The organism is Kocuria sp. KSNUG (assembly GCF_049532735.1).
Lineage (GTDB): Bacteria > Actinomycetota > Actinomycetes > Actinomycetales > Micrococcaceae > Kocuria > Kocuria rhizophila.
On record NZ_CP150981.1, the window covers coordinates 1,194,597 to 1,217,919 of the forward strand.

Here is a 23,323-nt window from a genome sequence, read left to right on the forward strand (position 1 = left end):
CGAGCCGTCACGGGTGATTTCGGGGCCCCGAAGCTCGGGTCGAGACGCGCGCCGTGGCCGCCACCGGCACCACGGGCCCGGTTCCCCTGATCACGGGCGCCGGGGAGCCGGGGAGCCGGGGCGCCGGACCCATGCTCTGGCTGCAGTGCCAACTCGCCGTGTGGTGCCGGTGGTGCGGCGCTCAGGGCTCCACGAGCGAGCGGATGTCCTGCGCGTCGAGGCTCGCGGAGAACACATGGTCGTCGTCGAGCACCGCGGAGAAGAGGTCCGCCTTGCGGGTCTTCAGCTCCATGACCTTCTCCTCGATGGTGCCCTGCGCCACCATGCGGTAGACCATGACCTTCTGGGTCTGCCCGATCCGGTGGGTGCGGTCCACGGCCTGGTTCTCGGCGGCGGGGTTCCACCACGGGTCCAGGAGGAAGCAGTAGTCGGCCTCCGTGAGGTTGATGCCGAAGCCACCGGCCTTGAGGCTCACCAGGAACACGGGGGCCTTCCCGCTGCGGAACGTGTCCAGGGCCGCGGCGCGGTCCCGGGTGCTGCCGTCCAGGTAGGCGTAGGCGATCCCGGCCTCGTCCAGCCGCCGGGCCACGATCTTCAGGAAGCTCGTGAACTGGCTGAACACCAGGGGGCGGTGGCCCTCCTGCAGCAGCTGGGGGAGCTGCTCGAAGAGGACGTCCAGCTTGGAGGAGGCAGCGGTGGACTCGGGGTCCACCAGGGCGGGGTCCAGCGCGAGCATGCGCAGCGTGGTGAGGGACTGGAAGATCGTGAAGCGGTTCCTGTCGAAGTCCCGCAGCAGCCCCAGGATCTTGGCGCGCTCGCGCTGCAGCCGGCGGTCGTACGCGGCGCGGTGCTCGGGGTTGAGACCCACGGCCAGCACGTGCTCGAGCTTGGGCGGCAGCTGGAGGTCCACGTCCGCCTTGGAGCGGCGCAGCATGAACGGCCTCATGCGGGAGCGCAGCCGGGCCAGGGCGTCCGAGTCCATCGCGCGTTCGATGGGCCGCTGGTAGTGCTCGGTGAAGCGCTTCTTGGACGGGAACAGCCCCGGTGCGGTCAGGGACAGCAGCGACCACAGCTCCGTGAGGCTGTTCTCCATGGGGGTGCCGGTGATGGCCAGGCGGGTGCGGGCCCTCAGGTTCTTCACGGCGCGGTAGGCCTTGGTCCGCGGGTTCTTCACGAACTGCGCCTCGTCCATGACCACGCCGGCCCACTCGACGCCGCGGTAGGCATCCGCGTCGAGACGGAGCAGGGCGTAGGAGGTCAGCACCACGTGCGAGTCCCGCGCGGCGTCGGCCACGGAGTCCTTGGTGCTGGTCAGCACGGTGGTCCGCAGCGACGGCGCGAAGCGCGTGAGCTCGGCCGACCAGTTGGCCACCACGGAGGTGGGGGCGATCACCAGGAACGGTGGCAGCCGGGGATCGCGGGCCACGGCGCGCAGCATGGCGGCGATGGTCTGCACGGTCTTGCCCAGCCCCATGTCGTCCGCGAGGATCCCGCCGAGGTCGTGCTCCCACAGGAAGCTCAGCCACCGGAACCCCTCGTACTGGTAGGGGCGCAGGGTGGCCTGCAGGGCCTCGGGCACGGAGGGCGACGGGATCTCGTCCAGGTGCGCCAGCGCGCGGACGCCCGTGCGCCACTGCTCCGCCTGCTGCGTGTCCGTGGCGAGGTCCTCGAACTGCTCCCAGAGGCTGGTCTGGTACCGGTTCAGGGCCAGGGGCGCGCTCTTGTCCTCCTGCAGGGTGCGGGCCTCGGCGATCAGCTCGCGCAGCCGGACGAACTCCGGGCGGTCCAGGGAGAACCAGGACCCGTCCCGCAGCAGCATCACGTCCTGGCCGCGGTCCAGGGCCTGGAAGATCTCCGAGAAGGGCAGGTAGTGCTCACCCACCTTCACGGTGACTCCCAGCCCGAACCAGTCGTGGTGCTCGGTGGGGGCGGTGGAGACGGTGATCTCGGTGGGCTCGGAGACCTCTCGGTAGGCGGGGGCACCACCGGTTTCCTCGATCCGCAGGTCTGGGATGCCGCGCAGCCGCGGCAGCCACTCCCGCAGCAGCGTGAGGGCGTCCTGGGCGGCGTAGGAGCTGCGTTTGACGTCCAGCTCCGGGACACGGCGGTGCACGGCCTGGACCATGGAGGACTCCCAGCGGGACTCCCGCGCCACGACCTCGTCCCCGAGCGGGTCCAGGGGCCGGAACGGCAGGCGCACGCGCTCCCTGCCCTTCTGGTACTCCCACTCCCACTCCACGCGCTCGGTGAGGTCGTCGTGGTGGACGGTCAGCACGAGCTCGGGATCTGCCACCTGCGGCAGCACCAGGGAGTCCTCCCCGGCGGTCACGTGCATGCTCTGGTGCAGCCGGGGGAAGTACGTCTCGAAGAACTCCTCCACCCCGTCCTGCGGGACCGTGAGGTCCTCCGCACGGTCCAGGAAGGAGCGCTGCTGCTGGTTGAGGCGGGTCCCCAGGGCCACCAGGTGCAGGGGGAAGCGGTTGAGGTCCTCGGCGTCCTCGAGCGCCGCAGGGGAGGCCTCGGGGTAGAACAGCCCGTGACCGGGCTGACCGATGATGTGGGCCCAGCGCAGGGGCACCTCGTGCTCGCCCACGATCAGCTGCGGGCGCAGGCTCAGCTCCCCGTGCTCGCCCGGGTCCACCCGCACCTCGAAGCGCCCCTCGTGCTCCAGCACCACGGGGGCTCCCGAGCCGCGGGACACGAGGGGGATGCCCAGGGCGTCGGCGCGCGACAGGATGGGCCACAGCAGGGGAGAGGTGTAGCGCTCCACGTGCAGCTGGTGGCGTTCGGCGGCGTAGCTGCCCCGGTGGGACTCGGACAGGGCGCGCAGCTCCTCGAACCAGTCCAGCTGCTCGGGGCCCAGCCGTCCCGCGCGGACGTGGGAGGCCAGGTTCCCCCAGTCGATGCCGCTCTGCACCCAGCCGCGGCGCCCGCGCAGCACGGGCCGCGCGGTCAGTGCGAGGGGCAGTTCCCCGAGTGAGCTCCGCCACGCCCTGGGGGCGCGGTTCTGCACGCGGGAGAGGTCCAGTTCGAGTGCGACGCCCGGGGCGTCGTCGGGGTCGGAGACCACGCGCTCCGAGGCGGTGCCGGGGACGATGCGGGAGAGTTCGCTGCGCCAGTCCGGGCCCCCACCCGGCATGCGGGCATCGGGGAACTGCGCGGCGTCACTCATGCGCACTACGGTACCGCCCGGTACGGACACGGCTGCGCGAGGGCCCGCGCGGAGGCGGCCCGGCGGCGTCGTGGGAATCTCCGCCCGGGCCCCCGTGGGACGGCACGGCCCGGACTCCTATACTCGAGGTGACTGTGACGACTGAAGCGCCCACGGCGCAGACGGAGGATTTGTGGCTGACGCTGCCGGTTTCCGCACGGGAGACCACGCGATTGCATCCGGACCCCAGGAAGTCGAGTACCTGCGCTGGAACGACGCCGTGGCGCGTGCGTTCTTCGGCCCCCGCGCGGCGGGGGAGCTCGTCCAGCTGGACCTGGACGAGAAGATGCTCGAGCAGATCGGTTCCGAATTCGGCCTGGACGGGCCGTCCACCCTGCGGGCGCTCGCGGACTCCGTGACGCCGCTGCTGGTCACGGACGGCTCCCGCCGCTCGATGTTCGACGCGTTCAACAAGCTCACCGAGGTCTGGTACCGGATGTCCCGGCGCCAGCTCGAGGACCTCACGAAGATTGGCCCGCCGCCGATCGTGGCGCTGCTGGCCCTGCTGTCCCTCGCGGGACGGCACATGTCCGCGCTCGCGGCCCGCACGGGCAAGAAGTCCGTGTCCACGTTCTACCTCCCGCTCGCGGTGCTGCTGCAGGCGGGGCAGGACAACGCCAAGGCCCTGGAGTCCTCGGTGCGCAAGGACTCGGAGACCTACTGGGACGCCCTGCGCTACTGGCTCGAGGCCTTCGACGGGCAGCTGGGCCTGCCCTCCGCGTACGCCGTGAACCACCGGCCCGTGGGCCTGGCGCTGTCCCAGACGCTGTTCGGCCCCTCGGAGCTGCGCCAGCTGCACCAGATGTTCGAGGACCTGGAGCTCACCACGGCGCAGGGCATGAGCGCGCAGGAACTCGGGATCTATATCGACTTCTGGCTGGACATCGCGGACACGGACGCCTCCAAGTCCATGCGCAGCATCTGGTCCAACCCGCTCACCCGCGACCCTGCGCTGCAGGTGGCACTCGCCCAGCTCGCCGCGTGGGAGTCCTCCCCGGACGACGACGCCGCCGCGGCCACCCGAGGCTCACGGCACCTGGGCTCGCGCAGCCCGGGCCTGTCCCTCACGGACGGCACGGACTACGTGGGCAACCCGGTCTACGAGCTGGGCTTCGTGGTGCCCAAGCGGTTGGTTCCCGGCCGCGAGGTGGACCTGGCCACCACGGCCGGTCCGCGGACCATGTTCCTGAACTACATCGGGGACGCGTTCCTGGGGATCTCCGCCTACAGCGCGCGCATGACCAGCGACACCCTGCTCTCGGGCCAGCTGACCGTGACCGCGGGGGAGCTCACGCTCACCCGCAACCCGCGGCCCGTGGTGGTCTTCGCCAAGGACGCGTACTCGGACACCTTCCTGTCCGTGGACCACGTCCCCACGGCGTGGCCGTGCCGCATCATGGTCCGCAACGAGCCCGAGTGGGTCGAGCAGGTCCGTGCCATCCTGGACGACTCCGCCTCCCCGGACTACCGCCTGGTCGAACCGGGGGAGAACGGCGTGGCCGAGGGCTGGGTGCTCTTCGACGACGTCCAGGTGCTGCGCGCGGGCGATCCCGCGCTCACGGTCAACGACAACTTCTCCGCCCTGGTGCCCCGCCTGGTCCCGGCCATGACGCTCTCCGGCGGCCTGCGCATCCCCGGGGACGTGGAGCGGTTCTCGGCCTTGCGCCCGCCCCAGCTCACCGTGACCTCCGACAGCGACGACCCGTTGAGCGTGGAGTGCGAGTGGCGCAACCCGCACTCGTTCAAGCTCATGAGCACCAAGCTGACCGTACCCCGCGTGCCCCCGTTCCAGGTGAGCCTGGGCGCCACCGAGCTGGCCACCGAGCACGGTCACCTCAAGCCCAACGACTACACCCTGGTGCTGCGCTCCGGGCGCACCGTCAAGCAGCGGCTCGAGTTCCGGGTCCGGGACAGCTCCTACTACATCACGCAGCGCTCCCTGGGCTACGAGGGGGAGATGGTGCACGTGGCCGAGGAGACCCTGTGGCCGGTCACCGCGGTCACCCGGGACGAGATCCCGGACGAGTACGTCCAGGGCTCGTTCGACAACATGACCCCCTACGAGGCCGAGCTGCCGGAGGCCGAGGTGCCCGAGGTCGCGGGCTGGGAGTCCGTGGAGGGGCAGATGTTCCCCGAGCGCAGCAACGAGCTGCCCACGGCCCCGGACGTCTCCTGCATGGTCACGGGCAAGCACAAGGTGATCCTGCCGCCCATGGACCCCAAGGCCAAGGCGCCCTGGGTGTTCGGGCGGTGCACGTTCTGCGGGCTCACCAAGCGCTACCCCGGCCGCCTCACCAAGCTCTCCGCCGTGGGACAGACCGGCTCGGTGGAAGCCCTGCAGTTCATCGGTCCGGAGGAGGGGGAGTACCCCGGTTCCTGGGCACCCTTCAAGGACATGCTCACGTTCCTGGGCGGCGGCAAGCGCTCGAGCCTGTCGATCGTGGCGCGCCAGCTGGAGGACTCCGAGCGGTTCGAGGAGTGGTTCGTGGGCCACCTGCAGGCCCTGGGGTTCCTGGAGACCATCCGGGACGAGAACTGGACGGTGCGCCGCTGGCAGGTCTGCTCCCCGGCGCTGACGCAGCTCGTGGACGGCTCCGTGCTGCTCACGGGCGGTTGGAAGGCCGAGCAGGAGGAGGCCGTGACCCGCGCCGTCGCCGCGCAGGGCGGTGAGGTGGTCGTGCTCTCGCCCGAGGACCACGCCACCACCATGCTGGTGGACGTGGACCTCGACTCCCTGGGGCGCATGCTGCCCGAGGGGATGTGCGACGTGGTGTACGACGCCGGGCCGGTCATGCTCGACACCCTCCCGCAGCTGTCCTCGGTGGTGGCCGGGCTGCCGCTGCGCGAGATGCAGTACAACGGCGTGGCGGAGAAGTTCGTGCCCGCGGACGCCACGTGGGAGGCCACGGAGGACCGCAACACCCCCGGGCTGTACCGGATCAACCACCACCACAAGACGCGCTACGTGTTCCGCACGGCGGAGGACGTGGAGTCCGGACACGGCAGGCAGGTGTCCTCGGGGCTGGGCAAGCACCTGGCCGCTCGGGAGCTGGGGATCGCCCTGGTCAGCCACGACCCCGAGCTGCGGCTGCTGTCCGTGCCGATCGGGGCCGCCCTGCCCGGGCTGTACGCCCGCGCCGCGGTGCTGTGCTCCGGTCTGCTGCCCACGCTCGTGGACGAGGACTTCTCCCTGAACTACGGAGACGTCTCCGAGGAGTTCGCGAGCGCGCTCGTGGCCAAGCTGCTCGGATGACGGAGACCGGGCGGGGGCACGGATGTGCCCTCGCCCGGGGCCTGCCCTAAGGTGGGAGGGCCGAAATTTTGCTACTTATCGGTAACACGACGCCTCGACCCCGGGTCGCCCAACGTCCGGCCCAGACGTGAGATCGTTCCCATGAGTGATTCCTCGACCCCGCCCTCGTCCGCATCCGGCGCCACGGCGGTCACCACCGCAGCCGCCTCCGACACCACCCGGCTGCCCGTCAACTGGCGAGTCCTGATCGCGGCGGCCGCGGTCATCATCGGCCTGTCCGCGTGGGCCATCGCCGCCCCCGAGCAGGCCGACGCCGTGATCGGCGGCGTCGTGGCCTGGGTGGCCTCCCGCCTGGGGTGGTTCTACATCCTCACCGCCACGGTCGTGATCGGCTTCGTGGTCATGGTGGCCGCGAGCCGCGGCGGCAAGGTCCGCATGGGCCCCGACCACGCACGACCGCAGTTCAACATGTTCACGTGGACCGCCATGCTCTTCGCGGCGGGCATCGGCGTGGACCTCATGTTCTTCTCCGTCTCCGAACCCGTGAGCCAGTACTTCGCGCCGCCCTCGGGGGAGGGGGAGAGCCTCGAGGCGGCACGCCAGGCGGTCGTGTGGACCCTGTTCCACTACGGCATCACCGGCTGGGCCATGTACGCCCTGATGGGCATGGCCTTCGGCTACTTCGCGTACCGCTTCGGCATGCCGCTCAGCATCCGCTCGGCCCTCTACCCGATCCTGGGCAAACGCATCCACGGCGTGGCCGGCGACGCCGTGGACACCGCCGCGCTGCTGGGCACGGTCTTCGGAGTGGCCACCTCCCTGGGGATCGGCGTGGTGCAGCTGAACTACGGGCTGAAGTCCCTGTTCGGCGTTCCCGAGAACCTCGCCGTGCAGACGGCCCTGATCGCGGTGGGCGTGGGCATGGCCGTGGTCTCGTGCGTGTCCGGCGTGGACAAGGGGATCCGGCGGCTCTCCGAGCTGAACATCGTGCTGGCGATCGGGCTCATGCTCTACGTCCTGCTCGCGGGCCGCACGTCGTTCCTGCTGGACGCCATCGTGATGAACGTGGGGGACTTCATCGCCAGCTTCCCGGGCATGACCCTGGACACGTTCGCCTACGAGGCGCCGCAGGAGTGGATGAGCGCCTGGACCCTGTTCTTCTGGGCGTGGTGGATCGCGTGGGCACCCTTCGTGGGGCTGTTCCTGGCCCGGATCTCCCGCGGCCGCACCCTGCGCCAGTTCGTGGTGGGCACCATGACCGTGCCGTTCACGTTCATCCTGCTGTGGATCTCGATCTTCGGGAACTCGGCACTGGACCTCGTGGTGGGCGGCAACACGGAGTTCGGCGAGGTGGCCATGAACACCCCGGAGCGCGCGTTCTACTCGCTGCTGGAGCAGTACCCCGGGGCCACGCTGGCCGCCTCGATCGCCACGTTCACGGGTCTGCTCTTCTACGTGACGTCCGCGGACTCCGGGGCGCTCGTGATGAGCAACTTCACGTCCAGGATCGACGACCCCAACCAGGACGGTCCCAAGTGGCTGCGGGTGTTCTGGGCCGTGGGCACGGGTGTGCTGACCCTGGCCATGCTCCTGGTGGGCGGTGTGACCACGCTGCAGAACGCCACCCTGATCATGGGTCTGCCGTTCTCCGTGGTGATGTACCTGATCATGGTGGGGCTGTGGCGGGCCCTGCGCGTGGAGGTCAGCACCGCCGAGTCCGGTGTGGTGGCCAGCCGCTCGGCCGTGGCCGGGCGCACCGGCCGGGACACGCACTGGCGGGCACGGCTGTCCCGGCTGGGCAGCTATCCCGGCGCCCGCGCGGCCCAGCGGTACGTGCAGGACGTGGCCGCCCCCGCGCTGGACACGCTGGCCGCGGAGCTGCGCGGGTCCGGGGCGGCGGTCACCGTGGTCACCGACGCGGTCGAGGAGAACCCGTCCCTGCAGCAGGTGTGCCTGTCGGTGGACCTGGCCCCGGAGCGGGACTTCGTCTACCGGGTGCACCCGGTGGCGTTCCCCACCCCCGGCTTCGGCGGGTTCCGCACCAATCCGGACTCGGACCGCTACTACCGCCTGGAGGTCTTCACGGCCACGGGTTCTCTGGGCTACGACGTGCTGGGCTACACCGCCGAGCAGCTCATCAACGACGCCCTGGACTGCTACGAGCGTCACCTGGAATTCATCCGGCTCAACCACGAGCACCCGGGCAGCACCCAGATCGGCCTCCCCGCGGCCGAGACCGGTGCCCCGGTGGACAGCTCCCCGACCAAGGAGGACAACGCATGAGCAACACCCTGTACATCGACGGCCAGTGGGTCCCCGCGCTCGACGGCGGGACCCGCACCATCCACTGCCCCGCGGACGGCATCGAGGTCGCGGTCGTGGCCGAGGCCACGGCCCGGGACACCGAGCGTGCGATCGGCGCGGCCCGCGTGGCCTTCGACGACGGCCGCTGGTCCGGCGTCCCGGCCCCCGAGCGCGGCGCGTTCCTGCTGCGCGTGGCCGCCCGGCTGCGCGAGCGCGCGGACGAGTTCGCCCGCGCCGAGTCCCTCGACACCGGCAAGCGGATCGAGGAGTCCCAGCAGGACATGGTGGACATCGCCAGCTGCTTCGACCACTTCGGCCGGATCGCCGCGGACGACGCCGGGCGCGTCGTCGACGCCGGGGACCCGGACGTGGTGAGCCGCGTGGTCCACGAGCCCGTGGGCGTGTGCGGTCTCATCACCCCGTGGAACTATCCCCTGCTGCAGGCCGCGTGGAAGATCGCGCCGGCGCTCGCGGCGGGCAACACGTTCGTGCTCAAGCCCGCGGAGCTGACCCCGCACACCGCGATCCTCATGATGCAGGTGCTCGAGGAGCTCGAGCTGCCCGCGGGCGTGGCCAATCTCGTGCTGGGTGCCGGTGCGCAGGCCGGTGCGCCGCTGTCCTCGGACCCCCGCGTGGACCTGGTCTCGTTCACCGGCGGGCTCGTCACGGGCCGCGTGATCGCCCGGGAGGCCGCGGCCACCGTGAAGAAGGTGGCGCTGGAGCTGGGCGGGAAGAACCCCAACGTGGTCTTCGCGGACGCGGACTACGACGCCGCCCTGGACAACGCCCTGAACGCGGCGTTCGTGCACTCGGGGCAGGTGTGCTCCGCCGGGGCGCGGCTCGTGGTCGAGGAGTCCATCGCGGAGCGCTTCGTGGCCGACCTCGTGGCGCGCGCCGAGGCCATCCTGCTGGGCGGGCCGTTCGACGAGAAGGCCGAGACCGGCGCGCTGATCTCCGCCGCCCACCGTGACAAGGTGCACGCCTACGTGGAGCACGCCCGCGAGCAGGGCGCCCGCATCCGCTGCGGCGGCGCGTTCGCCGAGGGCCCCTCCGCGGACGGCTCCCTGCGGCTGGAGGACGGCTTCTTCTACCTGCCCACGGTGATCGACCAGTGCACCCCGGACATGGACTGCGTGCACGACGAGGCTTTCGGTCCCACCGTGACCGTGGAGACCTTCCGGACCGAGGAGGAGGCCGTGGCGATCGCCAACGACACCCACTACGGACTGGCCGGCGCGGTGTGGTCCCAGGACGCCGGCAAGTCCCAGCGCGTGGCGGGCAAGCTGCGCCACGGCACCGTGTGGATCAACGACTTCCACCCCTACCTGCCCCAGGCGGAGTGGGGCGGCATGAAGCAGTCCGGCGTGGGCCGCGAGCTCGGCCACGACGGGCTGGGGGAGTACCAGGAGACCAAGCACGTCTACCAGAACGTCCGCCCCGCCGTGACCGGCTGGTTCGCGCAGCACTGAGCTCACCGCGGGTTCCACCGGAGCACGACGACGCCGCGGCGCCGGTGTGCACGCACGGAACCCCCCGCGCGCTGAGCCGCCCGCTGGACGGGCCGGCGCGCCGGAGCACCTCACCGGCACCGACGCCGCGGTCCCGCACCGCGGCGTCGGGCACCCACCGAAGGGAGAAGACATGACCGAGAAGAACACCATTGCCGAGTACGACTACGTGGTCGTGGGCGCAGGATCCGCGGGAGCGGTCGTCGCCGCCCGCCTGAGCGAGGACCCGGACGTGACCGTGGCCCTGCTCGAGGCCGGCGACCACGACGCCGGGTACCCGGAGGTCCTGCAGCTCAACCGCTGGATGGAGCTGCTGGAGTCCGGTCACGACTGGGACTACCCGCTGGAGGAGCAGGAGAACGGCAACTCCTTCATGCGCATGGCCCGCGCCAAGGTGCTGGGCGGGTGCTCGTCCCACAACTCGTGCATCGCGTTCTGGGCGCCGTCCGAGGACCTGGACGAGTGGGAGACGAAGCACGGCGCGCAGGGCTGGAACTCCGAGCTGGCGTTCCGGCTGTACCAGAAGCTCGAGAACAACGAGGACCCGGGCGCCCACCACGGCCACGACGGGCCCGTGCGGCTGCGCAACGTGCCCCCGGCGGACCCGAGCGGCGTCGCCCTGCTGGACGCCGCCGAGCAGGCCGGGATCCCCCGCGCGGACTTCAACACCGGCAAGACCGTGGCCCAGGGCGCGAACTTCTTCCAGATCAGCGCCCGGGAGGACGGCACCCGCTCGTCCTCCTCCGTGAGCTACCTGCACCCCGCGCAGGACCGGGAGAACCTCACGATCCTCACCGGCACGCAGGTCAAGCGCGTGCTGTTCGACGAGGACCGCCGTGCGACCGGCGTGGAGGTCACCGACAACGCGTTCGGCAAGGCGCACACCATCTCCGCGCGCCGCGAGGTGGTCGTCTCCGCCGGGGCGATCGACACCCCCAAGCTGCTCATGCTCTCGGGCATCGGACCGGCCGAGCACCTGGCCGAGGTGGGCGTGGACGTCCTGGTGGACTCCCCGGGCGTGGGTTCCCACCTGCAGGACCACCCGGAGGCGGTGATCCAGTGGGAGGCCAGGAAGCCCATGGTGGAGGACTCCACCCAGTGGTGGGAGATCGGCGTGTTCGACCAGGTGGACGAGGGCCTGGACCGCCCGGACCTGATGATGCACTACGGCAGCGTGAACTTCGACATGCACACCTACCGGCAGGGCTACCCCACGGCGGACAACGCGTTCTGCCTGACCCCGAACGTCACGCACGCCCGCTCGCGCGGCACCGTGCGGCTGCGCACCCGGGACTTCCGGGACAAGCCCCGCGTGGATCCCCGCTACTTCACGGATCCCGAGGGCTACGACATGCGGATCATGACGGCGGGCATCCGCCGGGCCCGCGAGATCGTGGCGCAGCAGGGCATGTCCGAGTGGGCCGGGAAGGAGCTCTTCCCGGGCGAGGACGTGCAGAGCGACGAGGAGATCGCGGACTACATCCGCCGCACCCACAACACCGTGTACCACCCCGCAGGCTCGTGCCGCATGGGTCCGGTGGAGGACGCGGACTCGCCGCTGGATCCCCAGCTGCGGGTCAAGGGCGTCACCGGGCTGCGCGTGGCGGACGCGTCCGTGATGCCGGAGCTCGTGACCGTGAACCCCAACATCACGGTCTACATGATCGGTGAGCGCGCCGCGGAGCTGATCGCCGAGGACCGGCAGGGCACCCGGCGCTGATCCGCCCGCTCCCGGACACGACCGGGGCCCGGCACCGTGCGCGGTTCGCGCGTGGTGCCGGGCCCCGGTGCTGTTCAGGTGGCGGCCGTCCGCCGGAGCGCCCTTGCCCCGGTGGGGGCGGCTCAGGCCGGCAGCGGCTCCAGCTTGAAGAACGGCATGCCGCCGGTCACCCGGGACGCTCCCGGCACGAGGAGGCGACGGTACTTGGCGCACCACTGGCCCCGGCCGCGCGTGTGCTGGGTGGCGAGTGCGAGCTCGCGGACGTCCTCGGTGCGGAACGAGCGCTCGTGGCCGTCCGCCCCGGTGAGGGAGACGAGCTGGTGGGCGACGTCTGCGCGGACGGTGACGTCCACCCACTGCTCGCGGGACTCGGTCCCGGCGTCGGTGCCGTGCGATGGTCGCTGTGCTGTGCTGTTCATGGTGTGTGGCCTTCTGTGCTTTCTGGCTGCTTGCCGGAGCCACGCGTGTGACCCGGCCTCTTCGTCATCCAATCCACCCCTGGACCGAGGGTTGGCGTGCGCCGAGTTGGAGCTCGGGGTGCGCAGGGGCGTGTCCGCCCTCGCGCAGGCGCATCTCGTGAAGATGGTTCGAGCGTAGCCAGGTCGTCCGGGCGCGAGCCAGGGACCGGCCGGGAATGTCATCAAAACTTAACCAATGCACCCCGTGAGACGCGGATCACGGGATGGCGGGAGTGCGGCGTGGCCGAGATCTGCCGCAATCGCGGTGCCGCAAGGGAACGCCGGGGCGCACGTGCGGCACCGCAGAACATCCTCCGTTCCCCGGGGATGCTCACCGGGAACCGGCAGATCCCGTCCGCTCGAGGCCGGATCCGGCACGCGCCCGGATCCGGCGCGCGTTGACCGTGCGGGCCCGTTCGTAGTGCTCGAGCAGCTGGTCGCACACCCCGGCCCACGTGCGCGGCTGGACCGTGCGGTGGGCGGTGCGGGCGAACGCGAGGCGCTTGGCGTCGTCGCCCACGAGGTCCCGGACGCGCTCGCGCAGCTGCTCGGTGTCCCCGGGGCGGTAGAGCCACCCGGTACGGGAGGAGTCCACGAGGTCCAGGGGACCGCCGCGGCCCACGGCCACCACGGGCACGCCGGAGGCCATGGCCTCCTGGATGGTCTGGCAGAAGGTCTCGTGCTCGCCCGGGTGGACGAAGACGTCCAGGGAGGCCATCGCGGTGGCGAGCTCCGTGCCCGTGAGGAATCCCTCGAAGTGGGCGTTGGGCAGCAGCGCCCGCAGGGACTCCTTCTCGGGGCCCGAGCCGATGACGACCACGCGGGTGTCCGGCAGCGAGTCCAGCACCACCAGGTCCGCGACCTGCTTCTCCGGGGCGAGGCGCCCCACGTATCCCACGAGCCGCCGGCCGCCACCCACGCGCTCCCGCCACGCGGGGTCCCGCAGCTCGGGACGGAAGCGGGCCGTGTCCACACCCCGGCGCCACAGGTGCACCCGCTGCACGCCGTGCTCGTGGAGCGCGGCGATGGACGCCGTGGAGGGCGCCAGGGTGAGCGTGGCGGTGTTGTGCATGGTGCGCACGTGGGACCACATGGCCTTCTCCAGCACCGGGGCCCCGTAGCGGGCGGCGTAGCCGGGAACGTCCGTCTGGTACACGGCCACGCACGGCACCCCGAGGCCGTTGGCGGCCTGGATGGCCTGCCAGCCCAGGATGAAGGGGGAGGCCACGTGCACGATGTCCGGCGCGAAGCGGCTCAGGATGCGCTGCATGCGGGCCACGCTGCAGCTGGCCAGCCGGACCTCCGGGTACCCGGCCAGCGGCAGGGACGGGATGCGCTCGATGCGCACGCCGTCCACGTGGTCCACCGAGCCCATGAAGAGGGTCTTCTCGTACGAGGGGGCGATCACCATGGCCTCGTGGCCGCGGTCGCGGAGGTACTCCAGGACGCGGATCACGGAGTGGGTGACGCCGTTGACGTGGGGGAGGAACTGTTCGGCCACCAGTGCGATTCTCACGGTTCCCACGGTGGGGTCCGCGCCCCACCGCAGCGTCACCCCACGGTGGCCCCCGGGTGAAATCGGGACGAACAACGCTGCCCGGACGGACGGCGCGGGCGTGGGAGGATGGGGAAGATGAAACTTCCCTCTGTGCCCGGCGCCGTCTCGGGCGTACGCGATCGTTGGCGGGCCCGCGGCTCCTCCGCCGCCCAGGACCCGGCCGAACCCCGCCCCGGACGCGGCGACGACGGCATCCCCATGCCCCTCCCGCTGCAGGGGGTCATCGAACTCCTGGTGGTCGCCGCGGTGAGCCTGCTGCTGGGCGCCCTGCTGCTCGGCGCGGTCTGGGTCGCGGGCGGCTCGGACACCCTCGGCGCGGGGGGCAGCCTGCGGCTCGCGGGCCAGGTGTGGCTGCTGTCCCACGGGGCTCCACTGTCCATCCAGGCCGTCGAGGGTCTCTCGCAGACCGGTGGCACCGTCACGCTGGTCCCCCTGGGCCTCACCCTGATCCCGTTCGGCCTCTCGGTGGTTGCCGGACGACGGATCGCCCGGGCGTGCTGGCGCGGCCAGTTCCTGCTGCCGTTCGTCGCGGGCATGGTCGGCTACGCGGTGTTCGGCGCACTCGTGGGTCTGCTCAGCCGCACGGAGGAGGTCTCGGTGGACCTCGTGGCCGCGGCCCTCTGTCCCCTCGTGCCCGTGGCACTGGGAACCCTGGTGGGCGGGTGGAGCGTCTCCCGCTCCCTCGCGGCCGTCCTCGGAGCCGACGCCGCGTCCTGGCTGCAGCGCACGAGCCAGTACTCCCGGTGGGCCGGTTCCTACGTGTGGGCCGTGATCCGCGCGGGCTTCCTGGCCGCCGTGGCCGCCGTGGCGGGAGGCGCACTGCTGCTCGCGGCGGCTCTCGCCTGGAACTGGGACGCCGTCCTCGCCGTCTACCAGGACCTCGGCACGGATCCCGCGGGGGACACCGCCCTGACCGCGCTGCAGCTCGGGTACCTGCCCAACATGGTGGTCTGGGCACTCGCCTGGGCCACGGGCGCAGGATTCTCCCTGGGCACCGGGACCCTCACCTCTCCGTTCCAGACCGCGCTCGGCCCCCTGCCCGAGGTGCCGGTGCTCGCGGCGGTGCCCACCGGCGACCCGTGGGCCTTCGCCCCGGGTGTGCTGGCGATTCCGGTGATCGCCGGGCTGCTCGCGGGCTGGTGGTTCTGCCGGGAGGGGGAGAACCACCTGGACGACTGGATGGCCATCCGCCTGCCCCTGCGCTGGATCACGTTCCTGCTCTCCACGATCCTGACCGTGGTGTTCATCGCGGCGGTGGGAGCTGGGCTGGTCTCGGTGCTCGCGTGGCTGTCCCACGGCTCGCTGGGCATCGGCCGGCTCACGGACTTCGGCCCGCACGCCGGATCCGTGTTCCTGTGGCTGGGTGCTGAGCTCGCGGTGGGTGCCGCCGTGGGCTACCTGCTCGGGCCCTGGCTCGAGCACGAGGGCTACCGCTCCCGGGCGCGGTCCACCGCGGACGACGACGCCGTCCCGGCCCCCGCGCCGCACGGGAGCGGCGGGCACGGGGCACCCGAACCGGCGGGCACCGCTGATCCGGCGTCCTGGGACTCTGACGCCGGCGTCCCCGAGCCCCGCTCCTCAGCCGCCCGGAGCTCGAGCACCCGGATCTCCGCTCTTCGCGGTGCAGCGGGCGGAGGCTCGACGGCTCATGCCCCGGCCCCCGTCACCCGGGTCGTCGACGGCCCCGCCGAGGACCCCGCGGATGCGAAGACGATCGCCGAGGACGGCTCGGAGCAACCCGCGCCCCGTGCGCGACGATGGCGCCTGGGGGGACGCGGGAACCGGGCGCAACCCGCCCCACAGGACGCCGCGGCGTCGGGCGCGTCCGGCGTGGAGGACGCGGACGGCACCGCGGGACGTGCTCTCGACGGACCCTCGGCGCTCGCTGAACGCAACCCGGGGCAGCCCGGGAGCGCCATGGAGCCCCGCAACCGGCCCGTCACGGCCGGCCGGCCGGGCGAGGAAACGCCCCGTGCCGGGCGCCCGACCGGCGGGTCCACCGCGGCGTCTCGGGGTGCCGAGCCCGAGGACCGACCAGCGGTGTCCGCGTGGGAGGAGGCCAAGCGGCGTCGGGCCGAGCGCCGGTCCGCCAAGCGCAAGGCCGCACGGCTCGCCGCGATGGACCGGGAGAACGAGCGCTAGCTCCCCGCGTGACGGACCCTCGGCCCCACCCGGCGCCTCAGCCGGAGGGCGTGCCGGACGGGGTGCTCGACGGGGTGGCGGCGGGTGACCCGGTACCGGTGGTCGTCGCGGACGGCGAGGGCGACGACGAGGCGGACGCCGAGGGATCGGGCGAGGGCTGCTGCGTGGGGAAGCCGGTCTCCACGGGATCGCCCGAGAGGTGGCGCCACACGTTGTCGGTGAGCTGCTGCTGGCACTGCGACGTGGAGGACAGCGTGAGCGCCCGGTCCGTGCACTCCTGGAACGCCTCGGATGCCGGCCACACGAGCAGCCGGCTGCCGCCGCCGAAGGCGTTGAGCGTGCCCCACAGGATCGCGATGACCGACAGGGAGACCACCAGGGGCCGGACCGCGGAACCCCGCAGCCGGGCGAGGGCCACGATGCCCAGGACCACACCCGCGACGGCCAGGACGATCCCGAGCACCGTGGCCCACACGTCACCGCTCACGAAGGCGGAGGCCAGCACGGCCAGCCCGGCCGCGGTGGCGGCGAGCTTCACGCGCGCGGCATCCGCCGCAGAACGGCCCGAGGGATCGGGGGAGCCGGGAGCGTTGTCGTGGGGCGGCGTGCCGCGGTGGGGCGAATCCTGCATGACCACCACTGTAGGCGAGGCGCGGGGGTGCCTCCGCCGGGTCCGCGGGCCGGCCCGGCCGTTAGCATGGGCCCATGCGCATAGTGGTTCTGGTCTCGGGGTCCGGCACGAATCTGCAGGCGGTCATCGACGACCTGCACCACGGGGACGCCCCCGTGGAGATCGCCGCGGTGGGCGCCGACCGGCCGTGCACGGGGCTCGAACGGGCTGAGGCCGCCGGGATCCCCACGTTCCTGGTGCGCCCCGCGGACCACCCAGACCGGGCGCAGTGGAACCGCGCCCTGGAGCGCGCGGTGGCCTCCCACCACGCCGACCGCGTGGTGTTCGCGGGCTTCATGCGCATCGTGGACGCGGAGTTCGTGGCCGCGTTCCCCGGGCTCGTGGTCAACACGCACCCGTCGCTGCTGCCCTCGTTCCCGGGGGCGCACGCGGTGCGTGACGCCCTGGTCTACGGCGTGAAGCTCACGGGCGCCACGGTGCACGAGGTGGTCGCGGACGTGGACGCGGGGCCGATCCTCGCGCAGGTGGCGGTGCCCGTGCGGGAGCAGGACACCGAGGACACGCTGCACGAGCGCATCAAGACCGCCGAGCGGCAGCTGCTCGTGGACTGCCTCGCCGACCTCGCCCGCTGACCCGGCCCGCCGCACGGGCGGCGCGTCCGGCCGCGGCCGTAGACTGGTCCGGGCGCTGTCCTGCGGTGCCCCGCACCGTCGCCCCGCGCCGGGGCGGGCCCCTCCGGGAGCCGCGGCTCCCGGACCACGGCGCGCCGCTCGCGGCGCGTCCGCACGGACCGCGCCGGACCACACGTCCCCACGTCTTCCTGGAGAGTCCGTGAACACTTCCGACCTGAACCGTGTGCCGCTCAAGCGCGCCCTGATCTCCGTGTACGACAAGACCGGCCTCGAGGAGCTCGCCCGCGGGCTGCACGACGCCGGCGTGGACATCGTCTCCACCGGCTCCACGGCGAAGACCATCCAGGCCGCCGGGGTCCCCGTGACCGAGGTGGCCGAGGTCACCGGGTTCCAGGAGTGCCTGGACGGGCGGGTCAAGACCCTGCACCCGCGCGTGCACGCCGGCATCCTCGCGGACCGCCGCAGGCCGGAGCACGTGCAGCAGCTGTCGGAGCTGGAGATCGAGCCGTTCGACCTGGTGGTCGTGAACCTGTACCCCTTCCAGGACACGGTGCGCTCGGGTGCCGGCCAGGACGCCGTGGTGGAGCAGATCGACATCGGCGGTCCCTCCATGGTGCGCGCCGCCGCGAAGAACCACGCGGCCGTCTCCGTGGTGGTGGACCCCGCGGGCTACCCCGACGTGGTGCGCGCCGCCCAGGAGGGCGGCTACGACCTCGCCGCCCGCCGCAGGCTCGCGGCGGCCGCCTTCGCCCACACCGCGGCCTACGACACCGCCGTGGCCACCTGGACCGCGCAGCAGTTCGACCACGACCCCGAGGCCAACTTCTGGCCGCCCTACGCCGGGCTCGCGCTGCAGCGCGCGGAGTCCCTGCGCTACGGCGAGAACCCGCACCAGAAGGCCGCGCTCTACACGGACGACGCCGCCTCGCCGGGCATCGCGCAGGCCGAGCAGCTGCACGGCAAAGCCATGTCCTACAACAACTACGTGGACGCGGACGCCGCCCTGCGTGCCGCCTACGACTACGAGCAGCCGGCCGTGGCCGTGGTCAAGCACAACAACCCGTGCGGCGTGGCCGTGGCCACCCCCGGGGCCACGGACCCGATCGCGGACGCCCACCTCAAGGCGCACGCGTGCGACCCGCTCTCCGCCTACGGGGGAGTGGTGGCCGCCAACCGCCCTGTGACGGCCGAGATGGCCCGCGGCCTCAAGCCCGTGTTCACGGAGGTGGTCGTGGCACCGGAGTTCGAGCCCGAGGCGCTGGAGATCCTCTCCGCCAAGAAGAACATCCGCCTGCTCGCCCTGCCCGACGGCTTCGACCGGGATCCCCTCGAGGTCCGCGGGGTCTCCGGTGGCGCGCTGATCCAGCAGGCGGACCGCCTCGACGCCCCCGGTGACGACCCCGCGAACTGGACCCTGGTCGCGGGTGAGCCCGCGGACGAGCAGACCCTCGCGGACCTCGAGTTCGCGTGGCGCTCCCTGCGCGCGGTGAAGTCCAACGCGATCCTGCTCGCGAACCAGGGCGCCTCGGTGGGCATCGGCATGGGCCAGGTCAACCGCGTGGACTCGTGCCGGCTCTCCGTGGAGCGCGCCAACACGCTCGCCGAGGACGGTGCGCAGCGCGCCCGCGGTGCCGTGGCGGCGTCGGACGCGTTCTTCCCGTTCGCGGACGGGCTGCAGGTGCTGCTGGACGCCGGTGTGCGCGCCGTGGTCCAGCCCGGTGGCTCCATCCGGGACGAGGAGGTCGTCGAGGCGGCCAAGGCCGCCGGCGTGACCATGTACCTCACGGGAGCGCGCCACTTCTTCCACTGAGTTGCGCCCGCTGGAAGCCGGGAGGCACGGCGGCGGCCCGGACTGCACGAGTCCGGGCCGCCGTGGTGTTCGGGGGCTTCCCGGTCAGGCGTTCAGCGCGCGGTGCTCCCGGGAGAGCACGATGTAGTGCTGGGCGTTGCGGCTCACCGCGCGGCGCTCCTCACCCGTGAGCTCCCGACGCACCTTCCCCGGGACGCCGGCCACGAGGGAGCCCGGCGGCACCTCGGTCCCCTCCAGGACCACGGCGCCCGCCGCAATGAGGCTTCCGCTGCCCACCACGGCGCCGTTGAGCACGGTGGCGTTCATGCCCACCAGGACGTCGTCCTCCAGCGTGCAGCCGTGGACCACCGCGCCGTGGCCCACGCTCACCCGCTCGCCGATCGTGGTGGGGTGCTCCGGGTCCGAGTGGACGGTCACGTTGTCCTGCAGGTTCGAGTTCGCCCCGATCCGCAGCGGGGAACGGTCCCCGCGCACCACGGCGCCGTAGAAGATCCCCGCGCCCGCGCCCACCGAGACGTCCCCCACGAGGGTCGCGTTGGGCGCCACGAAAGCCGTCTCCGCGACCACCGGGCGGCTCTGGCCGTACGAGAGGATGAGCGGTACGCGGGCGGCGTCGGGCGAGGGAGAAGCACTGTGGGTCATGGACCACAGTCTAGTGCGGGTCACGACGCCGCCGTGCCCGCCCGGGCGGCGTCGCCCGCCGTGCCTCAGGACTCGCCGGCGTCCGAGATGAACCGGCGGCGCAGGGCCGCGGTGGCCTTCTCCGGGCGGCGCGACTCACGGTGGCGCAGGGACACGGAGATCTTCTGCCCGCCCTTGAGCACGTACTCGGCGTCGTTGACGTGGATGGTCACCGGATCCGCCTTCACGGAGCTGCCCTCCAGCTCCAGGATGTCGTGGTCCAGGGAGACCTCGATGACCTGGCCGTAGTAGAGGACGGTGAAGTCCACGGCCTCGATCTCACGCGGCAGGGCCGGCTGGAACTCGAGCCAGTCGCCGCGCACGCGCAGCCCGGCGTACGCCCGAGTGACCACGTCCACGGAGCCGGCCATGGCTCCCAGGTGGATGCCCTCGCCCGTGGTGCCGCCCTGGGTGTCGTCCAGGTCGACCATCAGGGCGTCCTGGAACGAGCCCCACGAGCGGTCCGGGTCCAGCCACGCGAGCACCGCGGCGTTGACCACGCGGGACAGGGACGAGCCGTTCGAGGAACGGGCGATGTAGTGGTCCACGGTGCGCTGCACGGCGTCCAGGTCCGTGGTGTAGCCCATGCGGGCGAGCTCCTCGATCACACCCTCCGGACCCAGCAGGTACACCAGCATGATGGTGTCCGCCTGCTTGGTCAGCTTGTAGTTGTTGGTCATGTCCCCCTCGTTCTCGAGGAGCAGGTCCAGGCGGCCGATGTTGCGGTACTTGCTGCGGTAGAAGTCCCAGTCCAGTTCCGCGAGCTCGTCGTAGCCCTCGAACTGGGCGATCGTGCCGTCCGCGTTGAACGGGACGTACATGTTCTTGGCCATGTTGAGCCAGGTCTGGACCTCCTGGGGGGAGATCTCGAAGCGGGACTCCAGGTACTCCCGCTGGTGCTCCACCATGTCGTTGAAGATGTGTGCGGAGTGGCGGAACAGCCACGAGGCGAGCACGTTGGTGTAGGCGTTGTCCTTCAGACCGCCACCGTGCTGGCCCGCGGGGCCGTCGTGGTACTCGTCCGGGCCCATGACCCCGGCGATGTGGTACCGGCCGTCGTGGGAGTCGTACTCCGCCAGGGACGCGAACAGACGGGTGATCCCGATGATCAGCTCCGCTCCCTGCCCGGAGAGCCAGTCGATGTCACCGGAGGACTCGTAGTACACCCACGCGTTGTAGGCGATGGCCAGACCCACGTGGAACTGCCGCCAGGAGTTGTCCGGCAGCCACCGTCGGGAGTGGTGGTTGTACAGCTCCGGGGGAGTCTCCTCCCGTCCGTCGGAACCGGACTGCCAGGGGAACGCCGCACCGTAGAGACCGATCTCCTGGGCCCGCTGCTGGGCCATGGCCAGGCGCCGCCAGCGGTAGGAGAGCAGGGAGCGGGTCACGTGCGGCTGGCGCATGTTGATCACGGGCAGGATGAACAGCTCGTCCCAGAAGATGTGTCCGCGGTAGCCCTCGCCGTGCAGACCACGGGCCGGGACACCGGCGTCGCGCAGGGTCAGGTGCGGGGCGAGAGTCTGCGCGGCGTGGTAGAGGTGGGTGCGCACGGCGAGCTGGGTGCTCAGGTGTTCCGGTGTGTCCTCGGTGGACTCCAGGGTGACCTCGTAGCGGTCCCAGAACCGGGCCCACTCGATCTCGTGGGACGCGAGCAGCTTGCGCACCCCGAACGGCGTGCGGTTGAGCTCGGCGAGCGCCCCGTCCCGCGGCGAGCCGATCGCGGCGTCGCGGCTCGTGACCACGGCGGTGGTGCTGTCCACGAGCACGGGGCTCCACGGCGTCACCTGCACGGTGTGGCGGCGGAACTCGATGCCACCGGGGCGCACCTCGCGGCGCTCGGTCACCGCGCCCTCGCACTCGATGCGCGTGCGCTGCGCCATGGCGATCTCGATCTTGGACTGGGACGTGCGCACGAGGGACAGCAGGGTCTCGTGCTCGTCCGGCAGCGTGGTGGAGTCCAGCAGCAGGAGGTGGTGGGAGTTGAGCTCGCGGTACTCGGCCACGCCGCTGTTGGTCACCGCCGGGTCCACCCCCGTGCGCACGTGCAGCCGCCCCCGGTAGCCGCGCGAGACGATGCGCGTCTCCTGGGCTCCCAGGTGGCGGTAGCGCAGGGACACGAGGCGGCGCTGCTCGACCTCGAGACTGCGCTCGGGCTCCGGATCCGCTGGATCGGCCTCGGCGTCCGTGAGCACGAGCGTGCGGATCAGCACACCCCGGCGCAGATCCAGCTCCACACGCTCCTGCGATGCGCGCAGCCCGCCCTCGGACCACCAGCGGCCGTCCGAGAACCGCAGGTCCAGGTGGAGCCAGTTGGGGGCGTTGACCATGGACTCGTGCTCCACGTCCCGCCCGTTGACGTGGCTCAGGACGCGGTTGAACACGCCGGCCAGGTACGTGCCCGGGTAGTGCACGCCGTTGGCGGGGAACTCGCACGCCGCTCCGCGCACGCCCATGTAGCCGTTGGCCAGCGTCAGCAGCGCCTCGCGGCGGGCCTCGGTGGCGGGGTCGAAGCCGTCGAAGACGAGCCGCCAGGTGTCGTCCCGGCGGGCCCCCAGGTCCAGCTCGGACACGTCGTTGAGCACCACGTGGGCACCGGCGCGGTAGAGACGCTCGCGGGCGCCGTCGCGGTTGACGCCCACCACCAGGCCGAAGCCTCCCGCGGCGCCCGCCTGGACACCGGCCACGGCGTCCTCCACGACCACGGCGTCCGCGGGGTCCACCCCGAGCAGCCGGGCGCACTCCAGGAAGGTGTCCGGTGCGGGCTTGCCGGGCAGGCCGTTCTCCGCCGCCCAGTTGCCGTCCACGATCCGGTCGAAGGAGTCCTGCAACCCGGCGGCCGTCAGCACCACGGCGCTGTTGCGGCTCGCGGTCACGAGTCCCACAGGGACGCCGCTGTCCCGCAGCCGCCCGATCAGCGCCACGGTGCCCTCGAAGACACGCACCCCGTGGGTGGCGAGCTCCTCGTGGAAGAACCCGTCCTTGGCGCTCGCCTGCCCCTGCACGGTCCAGTCCCCGGGCTGCGGGTCCGCGTGGTTCTCCGCCTCCGGGAGAGCCGCCCCGCGGGCGGCGAGCAGCGCGCGCACACCGTCCTCGCGGCGTCGGCCGTCCACGTGGGTGCGGTACTCGCCGGCCATGTCGAAGGGCCCGCGCTCCACCCGGCCGCCCGGTTCCGCGGGCTCGAGCCGGGGATCCTGGAGCAGCTGGTCGAACAGCTTCTTCCACGCCCGGGCGTGCACGCCGGCGGTGTCCGTGACCACGCCGTCCATGTCGAAGATCACGGCGGCGTAGCGGGTGCGCAGCACGTCCACGGGTTCCGACGGCGCGTGGCCGTCCGTCACCCGGGGCATGGCGGCGGTGAACGGGGCGGTGGGAAGGACGTTCACGGCGCGGCTACTCCTAGCACAGGCAACAGGGT

At 72.0% G+C, this 23,323-nt stretch carries 13 protein-coding genes; 7 read left to right on the forward strand and 6 right to left on the reverse strand.

Annotation, left to right across the window (positions count from 1 at the left end; translation table 11 throughout):
- Positions 1-181 precede the first annotated feature (181 nt).
- Entirely contained in the window at positions 182-3,172 is a 2,991-nt protein-coding gene (locus AABM36_RS05160; RefSeq protein ID WP_259920084.1) for a DEAD/DEAH box helicase, read from the reverse strand.
- A gap of 172 nt (positions 3,173-3,344) precedes the next feature.
- Here AABM36_RS05160 and AABM36_RS05165 point away from each other — a divergent pair, with 172 nt between their 5' ends.
- The 4 genes from AABM36_RS05165 to AABM36_RS05180 all read left to right on the forward strand — a co-directional run bounded on the left by AABM36_RS05165 (position 3,345) and on the right by AABM36_RS05180 (position 11,996).
- Positions 3,345-6,464: a hypothetical protein gene (locus AABM36_RS05165; protein ID WP_423447689.1), complete on the forward strand. Its 3,120-nt coding sequence runs from the start codon at positions 3,345-3,347 to the stop codon at positions 6,462-6,464.
- A 141-nt stretch (positions 6,465-6,605) separates the two neighbouring features.
- Positions 6,606-8,747 carry a choline BCCT transporter BetT gene (gene betT / locus AABM36_RS05170; RefSeq protein ID WP_019310224.1) on the forward strand — a complete coding sequence of 714 codons (2,142 nt, stop codon included), beginning with the start codon at positions 6,606-6,608 and terminating at the stop codon, positions 8,745-8,747.
- A complete protein-coding gene (locus AABM36_RS05175) occupies positions 8,744-10,237 on the forward strand; it encodes an aldehyde dehydrogenase family protein (RefSeq protein ID WP_019310223.1) in 1,494 nt (497 codons plus the stop codon). The genes betT and AABM36_RS05175 overlap by 4 nt, the downstream gene beginning before the upstream one ends.
- A 172-nt stretch (positions 10,238-10,409) precedes the next feature.
- Complete coding sequence (locus AABM36_RS05180; RefSeq protein ID WP_019310222.1) at positions 10,410-11,996, forward strand: GMC family oxidoreductase; 1,587 nt, start codon at positions 10,410-10,412, stop codon at positions 11,994-11,996.
- Positions 11,997-12,118: 122 nt separating this feature from the next.
- Here AABM36_RS05180 and AABM36_RS05185 read toward each other — a convergent pair whose 3' ends face one another.
- Together AABM36_RS05185 and AABM36_RS05190 are read right to left on the reverse strand one after the other, a co-directional pair.
- Complete coding sequence (locus AABM36_RS05185) at positions 12,119-12,415, reverse strand: hypothetical protein (RefSeq protein ID WP_019310221.1); 297 nt, start codon at positions 12,413-12,415, stop codon at positions 12,119-12,121.
- A 370-nt stretch (positions 12,416-12,785) separates the two neighbouring features.
- On the reverse strand, positions 12,786-13,970 hold the full coding sequence (locus tag AABM36_RS05190; RefSeq protein ID WP_035885227.1) for a glycosyltransferase family 4 protein: 1,185 nt from the start codon (positions 13,968-13,970) through the stop codon (positions 12,786-12,788).
- Between the two features lie 117 nt (positions 13,971-14,087).
- Between AABM36_RS05190 and AABM36_RS05195 the strand changes: the two genes are divergently transcribed.
- A complete protein-coding gene (locus tag AABM36_RS05195; RefSeq protein ID WP_192807219.1) occupies positions 14,088-16,154 on the forward strand; it encodes a DUF6350 family protein in 2,067 nt (688 codons plus the stop codon).
- Positions 16,155-16,191: 37 nt separating this feature from the next.
- Here the strand turns inward: AABM36_RS05195 and AABM36_RS05200 are convergent, their stop codons facing one another.
- The gene (locus AABM36_RS05200; protein WP_141564915.1) at positions 16,192-16,785 is read right to left on the reverse strand and encodes a hypothetical protein; all 594 of its coding nucleotides are present in this window, start codon (positions 16,783-16,785) and stop codon (positions 16,192-16,194) included.
- Between the two features lie 74 nt (positions 16,786-16,859).
- On the opposite strand from AABM36_RS05200, the gene purN reads away from it, so the two are divergent.
- On the forward strand, positions 16,860-17,417 hold the full coding sequence (purN, locus tag AABM36_RS05205; protein WP_423447693.1) for a phosphoribosylglycinamide formyltransferase: 558 nt from the start codon (positions 16,860-16,862) through the stop codon (positions 17,415-17,417).
- A gap of 199 nt (positions 17,418-17,616) precedes the next feature.
- Positions 17,617-19,227, forward strand: a complete 1,611-nt coding sequence (gene purH, locus AABM36_RS05210) for a bifunctional phosphoribosylaminoimidazolecarboxamide formyltransferase/IMP cyclohydrolase (RefSeq protein WP_423447695.1) — start codon at positions 17,617-17,619, stop codon at positions 19,225-19,227.
- 84 nt (positions 19,228-19,311) lie between these two features.
- On the opposite strand, the gene AABM36_RS05215 is transcribed toward purH, so the two are convergent.
- Positions 19,312-19,869 carry a gamma carbonic anhydrase family protein gene (locus tag AABM36_RS05215; protein WP_423447697.1) on the reverse strand — a complete coding sequence of 186 codons (558 nt, stop codon included), beginning with the start codon at positions 19,867-19,869 and terminating at the stop codon, positions 19,312-19,314.
- A gap of 65 nt (positions 19,870-19,934) precedes the next feature.
- A complete protein-coding gene (locus AABM36_RS05220) occupies positions 19,935-23,291 on the reverse strand; it encodes a beta-phosphoglucomutase family hydrolase (protein ID WP_423447699.1) in 3,357 nt (1,118 codons plus the stop codon).
- Between the last annotated feature and the right edge of the window lie 32 nt (positions 23,292-23,323).

Coding starts and splice junctions, on each gene's coding strand:
- AABM36_RS05160 (WP_259920084.1), bottom strand. CDS start 3,172: ATGAGTGACGCCGCGCAGTTCCCCGATGCCCGCATGCCGGGTGGGGGC.
- betT (WP_019310224.1), top strand. CDS start 6,606: ATGAGTGATTCCTCGACCCCGCCCTCGTCCGCATCCGGCGCCACGGCG.
- AABM36_RS05175 (WP_019310223.1), top strand. CDS start 8,744: ATGAGCAACACCCTGTACATCGACGGCCAGTGGGTCCCCGCGCTCGAC.
- AABM36_RS05180 (WP_019310222.1), top strand. CDS start 10,410: ATGACCGAGAAGAACACCATTGCCGAGTACGACTACGTGGTCGTGGGC.
- AABM36_RS05185 (WP_019310221.1), bottom strand. CDS start 12,415: ATGAACAGCACAGCACAGCGACCATCGCACGGCACCGACGCCGGGACC.
- AABM36_RS05195 (WP_192807219.1), top strand. CDS start 14,088: ATGAAACTTCCCTCTGTGCCCGGCGCCGTCTCGGGCGTACGCGATCGT.
- AABM36_RS05200 (WP_141564915.1), bottom strand. CDS start 16,785: ATGCAGGATTCGCCCCACCGCGGCACGCCGCCCCACGACAACGCTCCC.
- purN (WP_423447693.1), top strand. CDS start 16,860: ATGCGCATAGTGGTTCTGGTCTCGGGGTCCGGCACGAATCTGCAGGCG.
- AABM36_RS05215 (WP_423447697.1), bottom strand. CDS start 19,869: ATGACCCACAGTGCTTCTCCCTCGCCCGACGCCGCCCGCGTACCGCTC.